15 protein-coding genes and 1 pseudogene are annotated in these 16,757 nt (G+C 69.4%); 9 read left to right on the top strand and 7 right to left on the bottom strand.

All coding sequences use genetic code 11. The annotated features are described in order from the left end of the window. The first annotated feature begins 578 nt into the window (after window positions 1-578). The 9 genes from rpmH (at window position 579) to K3U94_RS23365 (ending at window position 6,993) form a co-directional block, all read left to right on the top strand. A complete protein-coding gene (gene rpmH / locus K3U94_RS23405) occupies window positions 579-722 on the top strand; it encodes a 50S ribosomal protein L34 (protein WP_046283926.1) in 144 nt (47 codons plus the stop codon). Window positions 723-739: 17 nt separating this feature from the next. Then, a complete protein-coding gene (gene rnpA / locus K3U94_RS23400; protein WP_047321126.1) occupies window positions 740-1,138 on the top strand; it encodes a ribonuclease P protein component in 399 nt (132 codons plus the stop codon). Then, window positions 1,138-1,452, top strand: coding sequence for a membrane protein insertion efficiency factor YidD (yidD, locus tag K3U94_RS23395; RefSeq protein WP_220695204.1), 315 nt, complete (start codon window positions 1,138-1,140; stop codon window positions 1,450-1,452). Before rnpA ends, yidD begins: the two co-directional genes overlap by 1 nt. Window positions 1,453-1,495: 43 nt before the next feature. Continuing rightward, complete coding sequence (yidC, locus tag K3U94_RS23390) at window positions 1,496-2,524, top strand: membrane protein insertase YidC (RefSeq protein WP_230987668.1); 1,029 nt, start codon at window positions 1,496-1,498, stop codon at window positions 2,522-2,524. 54 nt (window positions 2,525-2,578) lie between these two features. Next, complete coding sequence (locus K3U94_RS23385) at window positions 2,579-3,139, top strand: Jag family protein (RefSeq protein WP_047321124.1); 561 nt, start codon at window positions 2,579-2,581, stop codon at window positions 3,137-3,139. Between the two features lie 70 nt (window positions 3,140-3,209). Continuing rightward, entirely contained in the window at window positions 3,210-3,944 is a 735-nt protein-coding gene (gene rsmG, locus K3U94_RS23380; RefSeq protein WP_220695202.1) for a 16S rRNA (guanine(527)-N(7))-methyltransferase RsmG, read from the top strand. Next, window positions 3,941-4,939: a ParA family protein gene (locus tag K3U94_RS23375; RefSeq protein ID WP_230987320.1), complete on the top strand. Its 999-nt coding sequence runs from the start codon at window positions 3,941-3,943 to the stop codon at window positions 4,937-4,939. Before rsmG ends, K3U94_RS23375 begins: the two co-directional genes overlap by 4 nt. Before the next feature lie 43 nt (window positions 4,940-4,982). After that, window positions 4,983-5,981: a ParB/RepB/Spo0J family partition protein gene (locus K3U94_RS23370; protein WP_220695201.1), complete on the top strand. Its 999-nt coding sequence runs from the start codon at window positions 4,983-4,985 to the stop codon at window positions 5,979-5,981. 223 nt (window positions 5,982-6,204) lie between these two features. Continuing rightward, the gene (locus K3U94_RS23365) at window positions 6,205-6,993 is read left to right on the top strand and encodes an acetyltransferase (RefSeq protein WP_220695200.1); all 789 of its coding nucleotides are present in this window, start codon (window positions 6,205-6,207) and stop codon (window positions 6,991-6,993) included. 66 nt (window positions 6,994-7,059) lie between these two features. Here the strand turns inward: K3U94_RS23365 and K3U94_RS23360 are convergent, their stop codons facing one another. The 7 genes and pseudogenes from K3U94_RS23360 to K3U94_RS23330 form a co-directional block, all read right to left on the bottom strand. Then, window positions 7,060-8,280: an N-acetylmuramoyl-L-alanine amidase gene (locus tag K3U94_RS23360; protein WP_220695199.1), complete on the bottom strand. Its 1,221-nt coding sequence runs from the start codon at window positions 8,278-8,280 to the stop codon at window positions 7,060-7,062. A 167-nt stretch (window positions 8,281-8,447) separates the two neighbouring features. After that, complete coding sequence (gene trxA / locus K3U94_RS23355) at window positions 8,448-8,777, bottom strand: thioredoxin (RefSeq protein WP_047321119.1); 330 nt, start codon at window positions 8,775-8,777, stop codon at window positions 8,448-8,450. Further along, window positions 8,774-9,775 (bottom strand): thioredoxin-disulfide reductase, encoded by a 1,002-nt coding sequence (gene trxB, locus K3U94_RS23350; protein WP_220695198.1) that lies wholly within the window; start codon window positions 9,773-9,775, stop codon window positions 8,774-8,776. The genes trxA and trxB overlap by 4 nt, the downstream gene beginning before the upstream one ends. Window positions 9,776-9,874: 99 nt before the next feature. Continuing rightward, the gene (locus K3U94_RS23345) at window positions 9,875-10,267 is read right to left on the bottom strand and encodes an RsmA family anti-sigma factor (RefSeq protein ID WP_052957031.1); all 393 of its coding nucleotides are present in this window, start codon (window positions 10,265-10,267) and stop codon (window positions 9,875-9,877) included. Between the two features lie 176 nt (window positions 10,268-10,443). Then, window positions 10,444-11,004, bottom strand: a pseudogene (sigM, locus tag K3U94_RS23340) (RNA polymerase sigma factor SigM); the annotation flags it as partial. 64 nt (window positions 11,005-11,068) lie between these two features. After that, the gene (murJ, locus tag K3U94_RS23335; protein ID WP_230987317.1) at window positions 11,069-14,449 is read right to left on the bottom strand and encodes a murein biosynthesis integral membrane protein MurJ; all 3,381 of its coding nucleotides are present in this window, start codon (window positions 14,447-14,449) and stop codon (window positions 11,069-11,071) included. Then, window positions 14,446-16,752, bottom strand: coding sequence for a hypothetical protein (locus K3U94_RS23330; RefSeq protein ID WP_434084943.1), 2,307 nt, complete (start codon window positions 16,750-16,752; stop codon window positions 14,446-14,448). The genes murJ and K3U94_RS23330 overlap by 4 nt, the downstream gene beginning before the upstream one ends. Between the last annotated feature and the right edge of the window lie 5 nt (window positions 16,753-16,757).

Raw genomic sequence — 16,757 nt, 5'->3', positions numbered from 1 at the left:
CCGGTGCGCGGATGCCCTCCCGGGACATGCTATCCACACACTTATCCACAGGTGTGGATGAGGTGCGCATTCCGCGGTGAGGCCCCCTGGGCCGGTTGCTCAGCAACGGATACTCCAGACAAAAGACGCTATATCTGAAGCGCCAGCCGCTTCGTGATCTTCGGTTCGTGGACGAGAACCGCTCCGGTTCCGAAACGGCGCTGGCAAGCAAGCTAACAGGTTTCTGGGCAGACGACTACTCATTTCACCGAGATGAATCGAATGAAAACGAGCGTCATGAAGACGATCGATACGCGTGTGACCAGTGTGAACAGTGGGCCAGTTTCGTAGGCGGGCGAGGGGGGTCCGCACGGCGATTGCACCGGGGTTTGACCCGGCGAACGCGCATCAGTACCCTCGAACAGTCGCCCGAACGCTGGCGATACGGCAGCGACCGGCCTGTAGGCCGGAGCCCGCGCCGGTTACGAGCAGGACGCAGAAGTTCACCGAGCTTACCGAGTGCGTCGCGTGCGGCAGGCACAACGGGCTTCCGGTGTGTCGGGCTTACGCGGCGCAAGATGCAATAAGGAGAGTGTGCCGTGGCCAAGGGCAAGCGGACCTTCCAGCCCAACAACCGTCGTCGGGCCCGCGTGCACGGGTTCCGGCTGCGGATGCGTACCCGTGCCGGGCGTGCCATCGTCACCGCCCGGCGCAATAAGGGCCGGCGCTCGCTGACCGCCTGAGCACAGGCAGCTCGGCGGTGCTCCCGGCTCAATACCGGATGAGACGATCGGCCGACTTCGGTGCAACGGTCAAACATGGCCAAAGGGCAGTGCAGCCGGACGTCATCGTGTACAGCCGGGTCATCTGCGACCGACGGACGGACCTGTCCGAGGAGTCGGCGTTGGATGCCGCGACGGCAAGTCCTCCACGGGTAGGCCTGATCATCGCCAAGTCGGTCGGGTCTGCCGTTGACCGCCATCGCGTGGCTCGGCGACTGCGCCATGTGGCGCGCGACGTGTTGGCCGACTTGGAACCCTGTGAGCAACTGGTGATTCGGGCACTGCCCGGGAGCAACGGTGCCACTTCGGACGCCCTCGGCACACAACTGCGGGCCGGCTTGCGGTCGATCCGCCGCGCCGCGGGGGCGGTGCGCTGATGCACGCGCTCGCGGTCGCACCGGTACGCGGACTGATCTTCGTGATCGAGCTGTACCGGAATCTGATCTCCCCGCTGCGTCTGCCCAGTTGTCGGTTCATGCCGACCTGCAGCCAGTACGCGGTGGATGCGTTGACCGAGTACGGGTTGATCCGGGGCAGCTGGTTGGCGGCAGTACGGCTGGCCAAGTGCGGGCCATGGCATCAAGGCGGATGGGACCCCATCCCCGAACGGTCCCAGAGGGCTGCCGAGTGCGGCTGCCCTTCCGAGAACTCCTCGGACAATCGAGCGGAGGGTGAATACCGTGTCCTTTGATCCGGGCAGCCTGGACTACGTGTACTACCCGGTGTCGGGCATTATGTGGTTGTGGTACAAGGCTTTTGGACTTCTACTAGGGCCGGCGAACTTCTTCACCTGGGCGCTTTCAGTGGTCTTCCTGGTGTTCACTCTGCGGGCGCTGCTGTATAAGCCGTTCGTCAAGCAGATCCGGACCACCCGGCAGATGCAGGAGCTGCAGCCGCAGATCAAGGCGTTGCAGAAGAAGTACGGCAAGGACCGCCAGAAGATGGCGCTGGAGATGCAGAAGCTCCAGCGTGAGCACGGCTTCAATCCCATCCTGGGATGCCTGCCGATGCTGGCGCAGGTCCCGGTCTTCCTGGGTCTGTTCCATGTGCTGCGGTCGTTCAACCGGACCAGTACCGGGATCGGCCAGCTGGGCCTGTCGCCTGACCTGAACCGTCAGCTGGGCAACTACTTCTTCAGCGCCGCCGACGTGGGCAATTTCCTGGATGCGAACCTGTTCGGCGCCCCACTGGGCGCGACCATGATCCAACGCACCGGGCTGGACGCCTTCGCCGAGTTCAACCGGTTCTCCGTGATCGCGGTCGGGGTGCCGATCATGATCGCGGCCGGCATCGCGACGTACTTCAACAGCCGGGCTTCGGTGGCGCGGCAGAGTCCGGAAGCCGCGGCCAACCCGCAGACCGCGATGATGAACAAGCTGGCGCTCTACGTCTTCCCGCTGGGCGTGGTGGTCGGCGGACCCTTCCTGCCGCTGGCGATCATCCTGTACTGGTTCTCCAACAACATCTGGACGTTCGGCCAGCAGCACTACGTGTTCGGCCTGATCGCCAAGGAGGAAGAGGCCAAGAAGGAGGAGGCGCTGCGGCGCCGTGCCGCCAACGCCCCGGCGCCCGGGGCCAAGCCGAAACGGGGCGCCCGGGCCGCGACAGCGGAGTCCGAGGCCGAAGTCGAGGAGTCCGGCGTGACCGAGGCAGAGACCGGCGAGCCCGCGAACCCCGAGGCCGCCAAGCGGAACCCGGGCCGACCTGCCGCCCGCGGCGGACGCCCCGGCGCCGGAGCGAAGCCGAAGAAACGTAAGCGGTGACGTACCGCGACAAGCCAACCGGCGCGTGAGCCGCCGGGCACGGAGGGAGACGACATGACTGACACGACCGATTCGGACACCACGGAGCGCGAGGCTGTGAATTCCGAGGGGGAGACGACGCAGGAGGGGCAGGCCGCGCCCGCGGTCGACCTGGAAGACCGACTGGTTGCCGAAGGCGAGATCGCCGGCGACTACCTGGAAGAGTTGCTCGACTTGCTGGACTTCGACGGGGATATCGATCTCGACGTCGAAGGCCGGCGCGCGGTGGTGAGCATCGACGGCGGCGCGGACCTGACCAAGCTGGTGGGCCGCAAGGGTGAGGTGCTCGATGCACTGCAGGAGCTGACTCGATTGGCGGTGCACCAGAAGACAGGTGAGCGCAGCCGGCTGATGCTCGACATCGCCGGCTGGCGCCGCCGGCGCCGCGACGACTTGACCGCCCTGGGCGACGAGGTGGCCCGGCGCGTGTTGGAAAGCGGTGCCGACGAGGAACTGGCCCCGATGAGCCCGTTCGAACGTAAGATCGTCCACGATGCGGTGGCCGCCGTGGCCGGCGTGCACAGCGAGAGTCAGGGCGTCGAGCCGTCGCGCCGAGTAGTGGTTCGGCGGGACTGACCAGACCCAGCGTAGGGAATTACAGCAATGTGATTCCCTGCCCGCGGTCCGTTCCCGGGAAGCCGGAGGAATGTTTCACGTGAAACATGTCGAGGGAGCACCGGCACCCGAGCCGCCCCCGGAGGCGGCGGAAGTCTTCGGCGATCGCCTTCCCACGGCGCGGCGCTACGCAGCCCTCTTGGCGGGCCCCGGTGTCGAGCGCGGATTGATCGGACCCCGGGAAGTCGAGCGGCTCTGGGAACGCCACCTGCTCAACTGCGCGGCGGTCGGGGAGCTGCTGGAGGCCGGGGAGCGGGTCGCAGACATCGGAAGCGGAGCCGGCTTGCCGGGAATACCGGTGGCGATCGTCCGTCCGGACGTAGCTATGACCCTCGTCGAACCGCTCCTCCGGCGCAGCGACTTCCTGCGTGAGGCGGTCGCGGAGCTGGGCCTCGGCGGGGTGGACGTGGTCCGCGGACGTGCCGAAGATCCCGCGGTGCGCGACGCGGTCGGGGACTGCGACGTCGTCCTGTCACGGGCCGTCGCGAGCCTGGACAAGATCAGCCGGTGGAGCCTGCCGCTGCTACGCAAGGGCGGCCGGATGCTGGCGATGAAGGGGGAGCGGGCACAGGCCGAGGTCGACGAGCACCGCGGCGTGATGGCCAGACTAGGCGCGAACGACGTAAGGGTGGTGAGATGTGGCGTGAACTATTTAACCCCGCCCGCGACCGTGGTGCTGGCACTGCGGGCAGAGCCCGAAGCGAGGCGCGCGGGCCGTCGGACATCGGGCAGCCCGGCGCGACGGCCGACCAGGAGGAACGCATGAGCAGATCAGTCCCCCCGGGCGTCACGCCACGGTCGTCAGCCACGAACGCCGCGGGTTCTGCCGAGGCGGTTTCACGTGAAACATCGCACGGCCCGGTTTCACGTGAAACATCGCCGAACTTTGTCGACACCCCGATCGGCGCGGCCGCTGAGCGGGCGATGCAGGTACTGCACACGAACAACCTGCTGCCCCGCCCGAAGCGCCGGCGCGTGTTCACCGTCGCCAACCAGAAGGGCGGCGTCGGCAAGACCACCACCGCGGTCAACCTCGCCGCCGCCCTCGCGGTGCAGGGGATCAAGACCTTGGTGATCGACCTCGACCCGCAGGGCAACGCGAGCACCGCGTTGGGAATCGCCGACCGTAAATCCGGCACGCCGTCGTCGTACGAAGTGTTGATCGGCGCGATCCCGGTGACGTCCGCCTTGCAGCAGAGCCCGCACAACGAGCGGCTGTACTGCATCCCGGCCACCATCGATCTGGCCGGCGCCGAGATCGAATTGGTGAGCATGGTGGCGCGGGAGAACCGGCTGCGCAATGCGCTGGCCGATCTGGACAGCTTCGACTTCGACTACGTCTTCATCGACTGCCCGCCCTCGCTGGGCCTCCTGACCGTCAACGCGTTGGTTGCCGCGCCGGAGGTGCTGATCCCGATCCAATGCGAGTACTACGCGCTGGAAGGCGTGTCCCAGTTGATGCGCAACATCGAGATGGTCAAGGCGCACCTCAACCCGCGGCTGGAAGTGACCACCGTGCTGCTGACGATGTATGACGGGCGCACCAAGCTCGCGGACCAGGTAGCCGACGAGGTCCGGCGCTACTTCGGCGACCGGGTGCTGCGCACGGTCATCCCGCGCAGCGTCAAGGTGTCGGAAGCGCCGGGCTACAGCATGACGATCATCGACTATGACCCCGGCTCACGCGGGGCGATGAGCTACTTGGACGCCAGCCGGGAGCTCGTCGAGCGGGACCTGGTCGACGGAGGGGGACAGCAGTGACCGCCGGTATCCGACGACCCGGAGAAGAACAGGAGCGCCACAGATGACCGGACCGTCGCGTAAGAAGGGCGGCTTGGGCCGCGGCCTGGCCTCGCTCATCCCGACTGGCCCCGGCGAGGGGAACGAGGCCCAGGGCGACCGCGGCGCCGGCCTGGGCCCGCGGATGGGCGATGCCGCCGCCGATGTCGTTCTGGGCGGCGTGCGCAGCGCAGCCCCGGCGGCAACCCCCGAGGTGGGCGCGGTGTACCGCGAGATCAGACCGGCCGACATCGAGCCCAACCCCCGCCAGCCCCGACAGGTTTTCGATGACGAGGCACTGGCCGAGCTGGTGCATTCGATCCGGGAATTCGGGCTTATGCAGCCCATCGTGGTGCGGGCGGTGCCCGGCTCGTCGCGGTACCAGTTGGTCATGGGGGAGCGGCGTTGGCGGGCCTCCCAGCAAGCCGGGCTGGAGACGATCCCGGCGATCGTTCGGGAGACCGAGGACGACAACCTGCTGCGCGACGCGCTGCTGGAGAACATCCACCGGGTACAGCTGAACCCGTTGGAAGAGGCAGCGGCCTACCAGCAATTGCTGGACGAGTTCGGGGTGACCCACGACGAACTGGCCACCCGCATCGGACGCTCCCGCCCCTTGGTGACCAACATGATCCGGCTGTTGCGACTGCCCATCGCCGTGCAGCGCAGGGTCGCCGCCGGCGTGTTGTCGGCGGGCCATGCCCGGGCGCTGCTGTCTCTGGAGGCCGGATCGGAGGCCCAGGAGGAGCTTGCGGCGCGGATCGTGGCCGAGGGCCTGTCGGTGCGCGCCACCGAGGAGGCGGTCACCCTGGCCAACCGCGGAGGCACCCCGACACCGGTCGCGCCGCGGCGCAAGCCGATCCAGATGCCCGGTCTGCAGGACGTCGCCGAGCGGCTGTCGACCACCTTCGACACCCGCGTGACGGTCAGTCTCGGTAAGCGCAAGGGCAAGATCGTGGTCGAGTTCGGCTCCGTCGACGATTTGCAGCGCATCGTCGCGATGATGGACTCGACAACCTCCTGAGGCGTTGTTCGCCCAGGTCCAGGGCCACACGGCCGTTACGTCACTGTGACGGTACGGCGGCCCCGGTCCGCTGGCGGAGCTGAAACATGTTGATTAACAGCAGCTTTCGTTTTTTCGATGGGTCGATCCACCAAATGGCGCCGAGGGTGGCATCCGGCGGCTCGACCCTCCTATTCTTAAGGGGCTGTCGTCGCCGACAGCACGGGTTGAGACCGGGAGTCCAGTGTCTGTCCGCATCGCACCCCTGAAGCTCGAGGGTTTCGAGCAGCTTCCCAAGCACGCACGCCGCTGCGTCTTCTGGGAGGTGGATCCGGCCACCCTCGGCCGTGACGATCACCTCTCGGACCCGGAGTTCGAGAAGGAAGCCTGGCTGTCGATGGTGATGTTGGAGTGGGGGACCTGTGGGCAGGTAGCCACGCCGTCGGCCGCCGCGCGAGGAGTCGGGGATCCGCCGTGCCTCGGCTACGTGCTGTACGCACCCCCGCGTGCCGTGCCCCGGGCGCACCGCTTTCCCACCGGGCCGGTTTCGGCCGACGCGGTGCTACTGACTTCGATCGGCACCGATCCGGCTCCGATGGCCGACGGTCTGCCGCGGGAACTGATCGCCCGGGTGGTCGAGGAGTTGATGCGGCGCGGGGTCCGCGCCCTGGAAGCCTTCGGCCGTACGTCGGCGGTTTCCGAACTCTTGGATGGGGGCACCGTCCCGCCCGACGTCGCGCCGGTGTTGGAGGCGGTCGGCGACTGCTCGGTCGAGCACTGCATCATCTCGGCGGATTTCCTGACCGACGTCGGGTTCACCGTGGTGTCACCGCACCGGTACTTCCCGCGGCTGCGACTGGAACTCGACAAGGGCCTGGGTTGGAAGGCGGAGGTGGAGGCTGCGCTGGAGCGCTTGCTGGAGAGCTCGCGGCTGGAGCAACCGATCGGGGCGGGCGCCCCCGCCGCCTCGGGGTCCGCGACCGGGTCCGTGCGGCGGTTCCAGCTTCGGCTCTCCTGCGTCGAGCCTTGCTGAACCGCGGGGTTGGTGCGGCGGTTCCAGCTTCGGCTCTCCTGCGTCGAGCCTTGCTGAACCGCCGGGTCAGGAACCGCCGAGCTGGCCGGTCCGCTCGACCGACAGTTCGTGGGCCAGCAGTTCGGCGAACGTGAAGGTTCCGGTGGGCCGGTCGTTCTTGCCGAGCAGATACAGCCGCTTGACCGCGGCGAGCATTCCCTCGGCGATGGCGTCGCGGGTTGCCGGAGAGGCCAGCATCCCGCGATCACGCGGGCTGGTGATGTAACCGACGTCGACCTCGACGGTGGGCATCCGGGTCAGGCGCAGCAGGTCCCAGGTCCGGCCGTGTGCCCGGCAATCCTGTAATCCGGTGCGGGCCACGATCTCTCGCTGAATGAAGTCCGCGAGATTCCGGCCGATGGTGGACACCGAACCATGGGAGTTGCCGAAGTGGAACGAGGCCACACCGTTGGCCGCCGGGCTGACGTGGGTGGCGCAGCGCAGGCTGATCATCAGGTCGGCACCCACGGCGTTCGCGGTCGCGGCACGCTCGGCGTCCGACGGGTTGCGGCCACTGGGACGGGACAGGAAGGTGTCCATCCCGATGGCCGTCATCCGGCCTTCTAAACGACTTGCCAAGTCCCACAAGATATCTGCTTCACTGATCGGTCCCGACGGAGTCTGGGTAATCAGCCCGTGGTCACGACCGCCGCGGCCTGGGTCGATGACGATCCGCTTGCCGGACAACCGGGGTCCGGACCGTCGCACCAGTTCCTCTTCGCGGATCGCGTGGGGCGAGCCGCCGGTCACCCGCGAGGCCAGGAAGTTCAAGGAGCGCAACGTTTCCGGCCCGCAGATACCGTCGGCGTACAAACCGTACTCGCGCTGGTACGACATCAACGCGTTGTGCGTCTGGATGCCGAAGTAGCCGTCGACCAGCCCGGTGTAGAAACCCAGATCCTGCAGGCGGGCTTGCAGCGTGGCCACGTCGTCGCCGTACATCGGCGCCCCGAACTGGTGGTTGAGGATGCGGGCGCCCAGTCGGTAGGACGCCTCCTTGAGCGCGCGGTAGGTGGCCTCGCCGATCACGCCGTCGACCAGCAGGCCACGCTGCTGCTGGAAGGCACGCACCGCTTGGTCGAGGTCGTCGTCGAAGACGTCCAGCGCGACGTGTTTGCCGGTGCTCAAGTCCGCGTCGGGGCTGTCCACCAGACCCAGCGCGGCCAGCGCTGCCCGGATTTCCACAACGGCACCGCTGCGGTCGCCGCGGCGCAGGCCCTGCTCGGTGCCGCGATGCCGACCCGACATTACTGAGCCCTCCGGTCGTCGCTGTTGGCAGTGGAGCCGTAGCTGGTGGTTGCCAGCAGATTAGCCAGAATTGTCTCAGATCCTCGGCCAATTTTCGAAAACGGCGAGGCCACAAACGGGCCCTGAGAGCCGAGACTCACAAGCCCGCCAGGCAGTGCCCGGAACCGCTAGGTGGCGTCGGCGAGCTCGCGCAGCAGGGCCGCTTTGCCCTTGGCGCCGACGATCCGCTTCACCGGCTGACCGTCCTTGAACAGGATCAGGGTGGGGATGGAGACCACGTTGAAGTCCCGCGCGGTGTCCGGGTTGGCGTCCACGTCGAGCTTGGCGACGGTGAGCTGGTCAGCCTGCTCGGCGGCGATCTCCTCGAGCACCGGGGCCACCATCTTGCAGGGGCCGCACCAGGTCGCCCAGAAGTCCACCAGCACGGGCTTGCTGCTGGCCAGGACGTCGGCGGCGAAGGTGGCGTCGGAGACGGTCACCGTGGCGTGGTCGGTCATCGGGGTGCTCCCATCAAGGTTTCGGTACCGGTGTCGTGGACGTCGGCGGTGTCGGCCGCATCTTCGGATTCTGCCAGCCAGCGTTCGGCGTCGATGGCGGCCGCGCAGCCGGTCCCGGCGGCGGTGATCGCCTGCCGGTAGGTGCGGTCCACCAGGTCGCCGGCCGCGAATACCCCCTCCAACGAGGTGCGGGAGCTCGGCTGCTCGACCAACACGTAGCCGTCCGGGTCCAGGTCGACGGCTCCGCGCACCAGCGCCGAGCGCGGGTCGTGGCCGATCGCGACGAACACGCCGGTCACCGGCAGGGTGGTTTCCGCGTCGGTCTTGGTGTCACGCACCCGCAGCCCGGTCACCGTCGCCTCGCCCTCCACCGCCACCGGCACGCTATTGGTGAGGAACCGGATCTTGTCGTTCTCGCGGGCCCGCTTCAACATGATCTTCGAGGCGCGGAACTCTTCGCGGCGGTGCACCAGGGTCACGCTGCGGGCGAAGCGGGTCAAGGAGGTGGCCTCCTCCATGGCGGAGTCGCCGCCGCCGATCACCGCGATGTCCTGGTCACGGAAGAAGAACCCGTCGCAGGTGGCACATGAGCTCACCCCGCGGCCGAGCAGTTCCTGCTCACCGGGGATGTTCAGGTAGCGGGCCGCGGCGCCCATGGCCAAGATGACCGCCCGGGCCCGGTGCGTCTCGCCGTCGGCGGTGACGACGGTCTTGACCGGCCCGTCCAGCTCCACCGATTCGATGTCCTCCATGCGCAGGTCAGCACCGAAGCGCAACGCCTGCTCGCGCATCTCATCCATCAGCTCCGGGCCCATGATGCCGTTGCGGAAGCCGGGGAAGTTCTCCACCTCGGTGGTGGTCATCAGCGCGCCGCCGAACGCGGTTCCCTCGAACACCAGCGGGGCCAGTTGTGCCCGGGCGGCGTAGATGGCGGCGGTGTACCCGGCCGGGCCGGAGCCGATGATGATCACATCGTGGGTGGATGGTGTCTCAGACATCGAGGGCCATTTCTTTTCGGATCCGCTCGGGATCTTGGTCACTGGGGCTAGCAACGTCAGCGTAGGCGGCGATTGTTCCCCGAACCTCGACGGACGGGTCTAGGGGCGCCGGACGGTCGTGTCGGCCAGCAGTCCGGTGTCCGCGGAACTGCAGTGCGGAGCCACCGCCAAAGCGATGATCGTGCCCTCTGGCGTGCCCGGCAGCAGCAGCACGACGCCGGAGTGACCGTTGACGGTGACCTCACGGGCCCCCAGGACGTGCGTCGAGGCCGGGTAGCCCAGCCCGGCCAGGCAGCCGGCCCGGCGTGCCGGGTCGGCCAGCGGGCCGTACTCGGGGCGCCGGTCCAGTAGCTCGAGAATCTCCGGTTCGGACAGTGGCAGCACCGCCGTGGGCGCGGACGCCACCGTTATGGCGTCCAGGGAGCGGGGGCCGCTGGGAGTGTCGCCGGGGAACCGGATCAACGCGGCGGTGCCGACCCCGATCGCGATCACCGCGGCCGCACCACCGGCCCAGGCGGCGATCCGGCTGAGCGAGGGGAGGGGCCGGCTGGAGTGCGCTGGTGGCCCGGACTGGGCCCGGGACTGTTCGTCGCCCGCATCGATTGGCATGCCGCCGCTTCCGCTCGCTCTGGTAACCCGCCCTCAGGCGCCAAGGCTATCCGGCCGCGGGCCGGCGAGACCGCAGCGCCGGGCCCGGGGTGGTGGGATCGCCCGAGCAGGACGGCCAGCCGGGCGCGGCCCCGGGCGCAGCGACTCTTGACGGTGCCCGGTGCCACGCCGAACGCGTGGGCGGCATCAGCCACCGAGTAGCCCTGCATGTCGACGGCGACCACCGCGGCACGCTGGTCGGCGGGCAACCGGCGCAATGCCGCGTGCACTTCCAGCGCGGTCTCTACCTCAGCGGTGCGATCACCAACGACGGCGTGGGTGACGAGCAGCTCGGTGGAAGGAACCCTGTTGCGGCGCAAGCGGTCCAAGCAGGCGTTGATCACGATCCGGTGCAGCCAGCTGCTGACGGCGGCGTTGTGGCGAAACGAGCCCGCCGCCCGATGCGCCGACAACATCGCCTCCTGCAGGGCGTCCTCGGCCTCTTCCGGGCATCCGGTGGTGAGCCGGGCCAACCGCCGCAGCCGGCGGTGGTGGCGGCCATAGAGCTCGCCGAAGGCGTAGCGGTCACCGGCGACATGCGCGGCCAACAGCTCGGCGTCACTGCGATCCGGGTGCCCCATGGGCGGACAGTAACCAGCGTCGTCGTCGCCGGCACTTCACCCAAAGGACTTGTGCACAGCCCGGTTAGGAAGCCCCCTGCACGGTGATCTCGGAGATCTGGGTGCGGCTCTCGCCCCCGGTGTTGCCCATGGTGGAGATCCACACCAGCAGGTTCGACGTCGGGGACGCCGAGTCGGCGGTGATCTTGTTGGAACCGGGCTGCAGCGCCTTTGCCGGGGCCAGCAGGGTGGTGTCTTCGAGCCGGGAGGGCTTCGGGGTGGGCGCGGAGCGCAGCTCCACTCGGGTGCCGGTGCTGGACACGTTGAGTGTGACGGTGCCGATCACCGTGGGCTTGGGCAGCTGCAGCATCAGCCCGACGCCGTTCTTGAAATTCGGGAACGGCACGGAATCCGAGTAGGTGTCTGTCGACCAGGCGGTGGCCGGGTTTCCGTCGATCGCCAGACCGGCGTCCTGGGGCCGGTCCGCCTCGCCGCCGGGGGAGAAGACCGTCACCTGCACCGGCTTCACGATGCCGCTGGGGCCGGACGCGCCCGGCTGCGACGACGCCGAGGGACTGCTCAAGCCCAGTTCGGTCTTGTCCAACCCGTTGACGTCGCCGAAGATCCGGTTGAGCACCGAGGCCAACACCAGCAGCGCGACCAGGATGACCGCCCCGCCGATGCCCAGGCCGATCAGCACCCGGCGGCGCCGCTCGGCCCGCGTCTCGGCGTCTGGTGGTACCGGTGCCGGACGCGGCGCGGGCGGCTCGTCGCCGACCGTGCCCAACAACTCGGTCTGCTCGTGCAGGGCGGTGGCCTGCTGCAGCAGGTTCGACAGCGTGGATGCGCCGCGGATCCCGCCGTCGGGCTGGATCGCGTGGCTGGCCGCTGCCGCGATCTGGAACGGGATGTCGGGGTTGATCGAGTCGGGTTTGACCGGGTTGCCGGTCTCGTCCCGGTCCGCGGGTTCCAGCCCCACGTCGGCCCCGGCATCGGGCAGCGGCCACCGGTTGACCAGCAGCGCGTACAGGGTGGCGCCGATCCCGCGGATGTCGTCCTCGGGCTTGGTGTCGGGCAGCGTGGCGGGGAAGGCCAAGGTGACGTCGCCGTCGATGCTGACCCGGACCCGGGCCGGGTGGTCGATCGACAGTGCCACGCCGCTGTGGTGCGCGGACTCGGCGGCGCTGGCCAGCGACCGGATCGCACGGGCGGCGCCGATCGGTGACGGCGACGTGCCGGCCACCTCCTGCAGGGAGGCGCCGCGCACCCATTCGGAGACCACCAGCCCGCCCGCCCCGATGCGCACCACGTCGAGTACGCGGGCGATACCGGGCAGGTCGATCTGGCTGAGCCGCTGGGTGCGCGACAGGATGCCGGTGAGCTGGTCGTCGGGCATGGTCTGATTCGGGTCGACGAACGTCAGGGCCACCTGGCGGTCCAGCGCGGTGTCCAGCGCCTGCCAGAACTGCAGCACCGGGGTGCCGCCGTGGCGTACCAGCAGCCGGTAGCGGCCGCCGGCGATGCTCAGGCCCGGTGTCAGCAAGCTGTCGTTGCTGGCTGACTCGGGGGCCTCGGCGGCCCGCTGAGGCTGCTGCGGAGCAACGGTCCGCGACGCGGCCCGAGACCCGGCGCCTTCGGAAGGAGTGTTGGCCACCTCCGAGCCTTTCGGTGTCCAGCCACCGGCGATGTGCTCCGGCGGCGTGTGCGCGGCGGGATCGTTCGGCACGTCCCCGCCGGCTGTGGGCAAACGGTTGTGCTCAGCGTACGGGACGGCGAGATCGGGAGAAGGCGGGTTCGGCATGCCGGACTGGGGCCGGCCCCTGCCGATTCTGCGGCGCACCGCGGCCAGGGCGGCGACGGCCTCGGGCACCTCGGCGCGCACCATGACCGCGCCGATGATCGGCAGCATCACCACCGTCATCACCAGCAGGCGCAGCATCGATCCCGCTGCCCCGTGGTCGGTCAGTGTCCGCAGGCCCAGGGCGCGATCCAGCACCTCGGCGACCAGTCCGGCCAGCAGCGACGCCGTCAGTGTGACCAGAACGGTGCGGATCACGTCCGGCCCCAACAGATCTCCACTCACCGGGCGCAAGGAGCGCCGCAGCAGCAGGTGCCCCACGATTGCCCCGGCGAGAAAGCCCAGGCCGTTGGCCAGGCCGAGGTAGGCGGCCACCAGATCCGGATTGTCGGTCAGGTGCGGGGCTGCCACCGACGCGACGATTTTCACCGCGGTGATCACCACGATGATGGCGATGGGAGTCCACGGCTGTTCCCGGGCGTAGAACACTCGCAGCTGCAGCAGCACCATGGCGTAGGGGATGAGCGTGAAGGCCGACATGGCGACTGCGGCGCCCAGATATCCCGCGTCGACGTTGCCGAAGTTGCCGTAGGCGAACAGCGCGCTGCCGATCGCCGGGCCGCCGACGGTCATCAGCGCCACGATCGGAATGAGGGTGATCATCATCAGCCGGGTGGCCAGGGACAGGTCGGCCAGCACCGCGGGGTCGTCGCCGGCGGCGGCGTTGCGGCTCAACCGGGGCATCACCACGGTCAGCACCGTCACGCCGATCATGCCGAACGGCAGCTGCAGCAACAGCCAGGTGTAGTAGTAGATCGCCGGGCCGGACGCGGCAGCGGTGCTGGCGATCTGGTTGGTCACCACCAGGCCGATCTGGCTGATCAGCACGTAGAGCACCATCGCCGAGGCCATGGTGCCGAAACGCTTGAGCCGGTCGTCGATTCCCCACAGTGGGCGCAGGCTGATCCGCTGCCGCCGGATCGCCACCAGCAGAACGGCGGTCTGGGCGACGACGCCCGCCGTGGTGCCCAGGCCGAGCACCAGCAGCTTGGCGTTGCCCATCCGCACCGGGTCGACCGACAGTTCCCCCGGCACCAGCAGGTAGGCCACCAGGGTGGCGATCGCGACGACGTTGTTGACCACCGGCGCCCAAGCCGGTGCCCCGAAGATGTTGCGGGTGTTCAAGATCGCCATGAACACCGAGGACAACCCGTAGCAGATCACCTGCGGCAGCAGCAGATAGGCGAACGCGATGGTCAGCGGCTCGTTGACCTGTGGGTCGCCGCCCAGCATCAACCGCACCAGCAGCGGCGCCGCCGCCACCGAGATCACGGTGGTGGCCAGCAGCAGCGCGGTGGCCAGCGTCACAAGCCGACGCACGAATGCCGCGCCGCCGTCGGCGTCGTCGCGCTCGGCGCGGGCCAGCACCGGCACGAAGATCGCGGTGAACGTCGCCTCCAGCACCAGAGCGGCGATCTGATTCGGCAACTGGTTGGCCACCGAGAAGGCGCTGGACAGCGCGGCGCCCAGGATGGCCGCCAGCAGCACCACCCGGATGAACCCGGTGATCCGGCTGACCAGGGTCGCTAACGCCATCCCCCAGGAGCGCGACACCACCGCGGCGTCGGTCAGCTCGGGGCGCGCGGGTTGCTGGGCCGGCGGGCTCACCGGTCACCGCCCGGGCCGGCTGGGGGCGCGGGCAGGTCGGCGCGGTCGGGCTGACCGCGGAAGCGGTGCCAGAGCCGGCGCCCGGTCAGCACCGTCAGCGCCGCCGCGGCGGTCATGGTGATCAGGAACAGCACCATGCCGTAGGCGTTGGAATGCACCGAGAGCCGCACGGACTCGCCCAGCGGCAGACCGTCGGGGGTTTGCAGCGCTGCGTCGACGACGAAGTGCTGGTTGACGCGCACCTCGACCGGGACCCGCAGCGGCAGATACCCCGGCGGCAGCTCCAGTTCCCCGACGTCGGTCACCGTCATTCCGGGTGGGGCATCGACGTGCAGCCGCACCCGGATCGGCACCGCCAGGTCATTGCGCAGCGCAAGCGGCAGGGGGCTGTGCTCGGTGGCCAGGGTGTAGGAGTCGGCGGGGTTGACGATGGTGACCGCGCCGATCAGGTCGGTGACGGTGTTGCCGATGATCGCCAGCCGCTGCGCCGCCAGGCCGTTGCGGACATCGACCGGCTCGGACTGGGTCAGCGCGCGCAGCATGCCCTCGGCGAGCGGCGCCGTGTACGCCTCACCGGTCAGGCCGGTGCGGGCGTCGGTGGTCAACGCCGAGGTCAAGGCGGTCAGCCGGCCGATGTCGTTGGCTACTGCGCCGAGCACGTCCGGGCTGAAACCGCCCGCCGGCTGCTGGGCCGGCAGCGGGTGCTCGGGTTGGGCTGTGACGTCACGCGATTCGGCGAGCACCGTGGTCAGCGGCCGGGCCACGGCCAGCCCGGAGCGCAGTGCGGTGGCCAAGGTGGTCAGCACCGCCTGGGCGTCGTCGGCCCGGGGCTTCCAGTACGCCGGCGGCATCAGAATCTCGTCGCGTGGCGCGCCGGGGCTGTCCGGGGATTCCAGTCCGCGCCACAGCATGGAGCCCAGGGCGTCCTGGCGACGGGCCAGCGCGGAGTCGTGGCGAAGCCGGACGGCCAGCGAGGTGTCCTGGTAGCTGGGTGCGAACGGGTCGGTGCCCATCGCGGCCAGCGCGGCGCCGACGGCGGGGTCGTAGGGCACCGACACCAGGTGCGGGGACAGTCGCCGCGGGGTGACGTCGGCGGTGGCAGAGGCGCCCGCCACCGAGTCCTGGGCCGCACAGTCGCCGGCGTTGATCACCACCGCTGTGCCCTCTGAGCCCTGCGCACTGATCAGGTCCGCGGCGCCGGTCGTGAGCCGGCCGTCGCCGAGCAGGACCGCGCCACGGGTCGAGGTCACCTCGAGGATGCGGTCGATGATGTCGGCGGGCTTGTGCACGGCGATCTCGTTGAGCCGCGCGTCGCCCACCCGCGCCAGCGCGTCCAGGTCGGCCTGCGCGTACGGGGTTGCCGTGACACAGGTGTGGTGCGCCAACCGCCGCAGCCGTTCCAGCCAGGTCCGGGCGGCGTCCCGGCCGGTGCCCGGGTGCGAGGTAGCGCTGTCGGGGGAGTCGGCGACCACGTAGCCGTTGGTCATCGCGTTGACCGTGACCACCAGGTCGGGGTCGATGGCCAGGCATAGCGCCCGGTTGACCACTCCGTTGGCGTCCACCGCGGGGCTGGTGGCGAATTCGGCGGCGGACAGCAGGGCGTCGAGGCGCCCGCCCGGAGCCAGTGATGTCGCCAGGTCGTCGTCGGTGAGCCGAACCGGCAGGGTGCCGCCGGGCGCTCCGGGTGTCAGCCGGGGCCGGTCGGCCAGCGGCCAGAACATGGTGAGCCGCACCGGCTGGGAGATGTCGGGTGCGACGGCGCCGGCGGGCAGCTCGGAGTCCGGGTCGGGTTTGGGCAGGCCGGTCACCGGGAGCAGGAAGCGGGCGTCGTCGAGACGGGTCGGCTCGCCGTAGTCGGGTGTGCCGTTGACGTTGACCAGCACCGGATAGATGCCGGGGCGGTCGACGTTCAAGGCCGGCTCGCTCGCCGAGCGCAGCGGCGCGGTCAGCGTGAAGCGGGCTTCCTGACCGCGCTGTAGTTCGGCGGCCACCGTGCTGAAGGCGCCCACCGCGCGGTACTGGTCGTTGGCTCCGCTGAGGTTGGTGCGCAGGCCCGCGGAGGAGGCGACGGCGCCGGCCTGCTCGAGGCGCACCATCACATCGCGGACCGGTCGGTCGCCGACGTTGCTCACCGTGCCGGCGACGGTGACCAGCGGGACGCTGGAAGTGGTGACGACCTCCGGGGTGACGCGGTCGATGCGGATCTGGACGAACGGCGCCACGTCGGGTTCGCCGGCGGCGACGTGCGGGGCGGCGCCACCGAGCGCCGTGCCGAGGGTCATCAAGAGGGCGGCCACCACCATCGGGA

Origin of the sequence: Mycolicibacter heraklionensis (assembly GCF_019645815.1) — a bacterium.
Taxonomy (GTDB): Bacteria; Actinomycetota; Actinomycetes; order Mycobacteriales; family Mycobacteriaceae; genus Mycobacterium; species Mycobacterium heraklionense.
The sequence above is the reverse complement of the archived record's forward strand: the minus strand, read 5'-3'. Positions and strand labels throughout refer to the sequence as shown.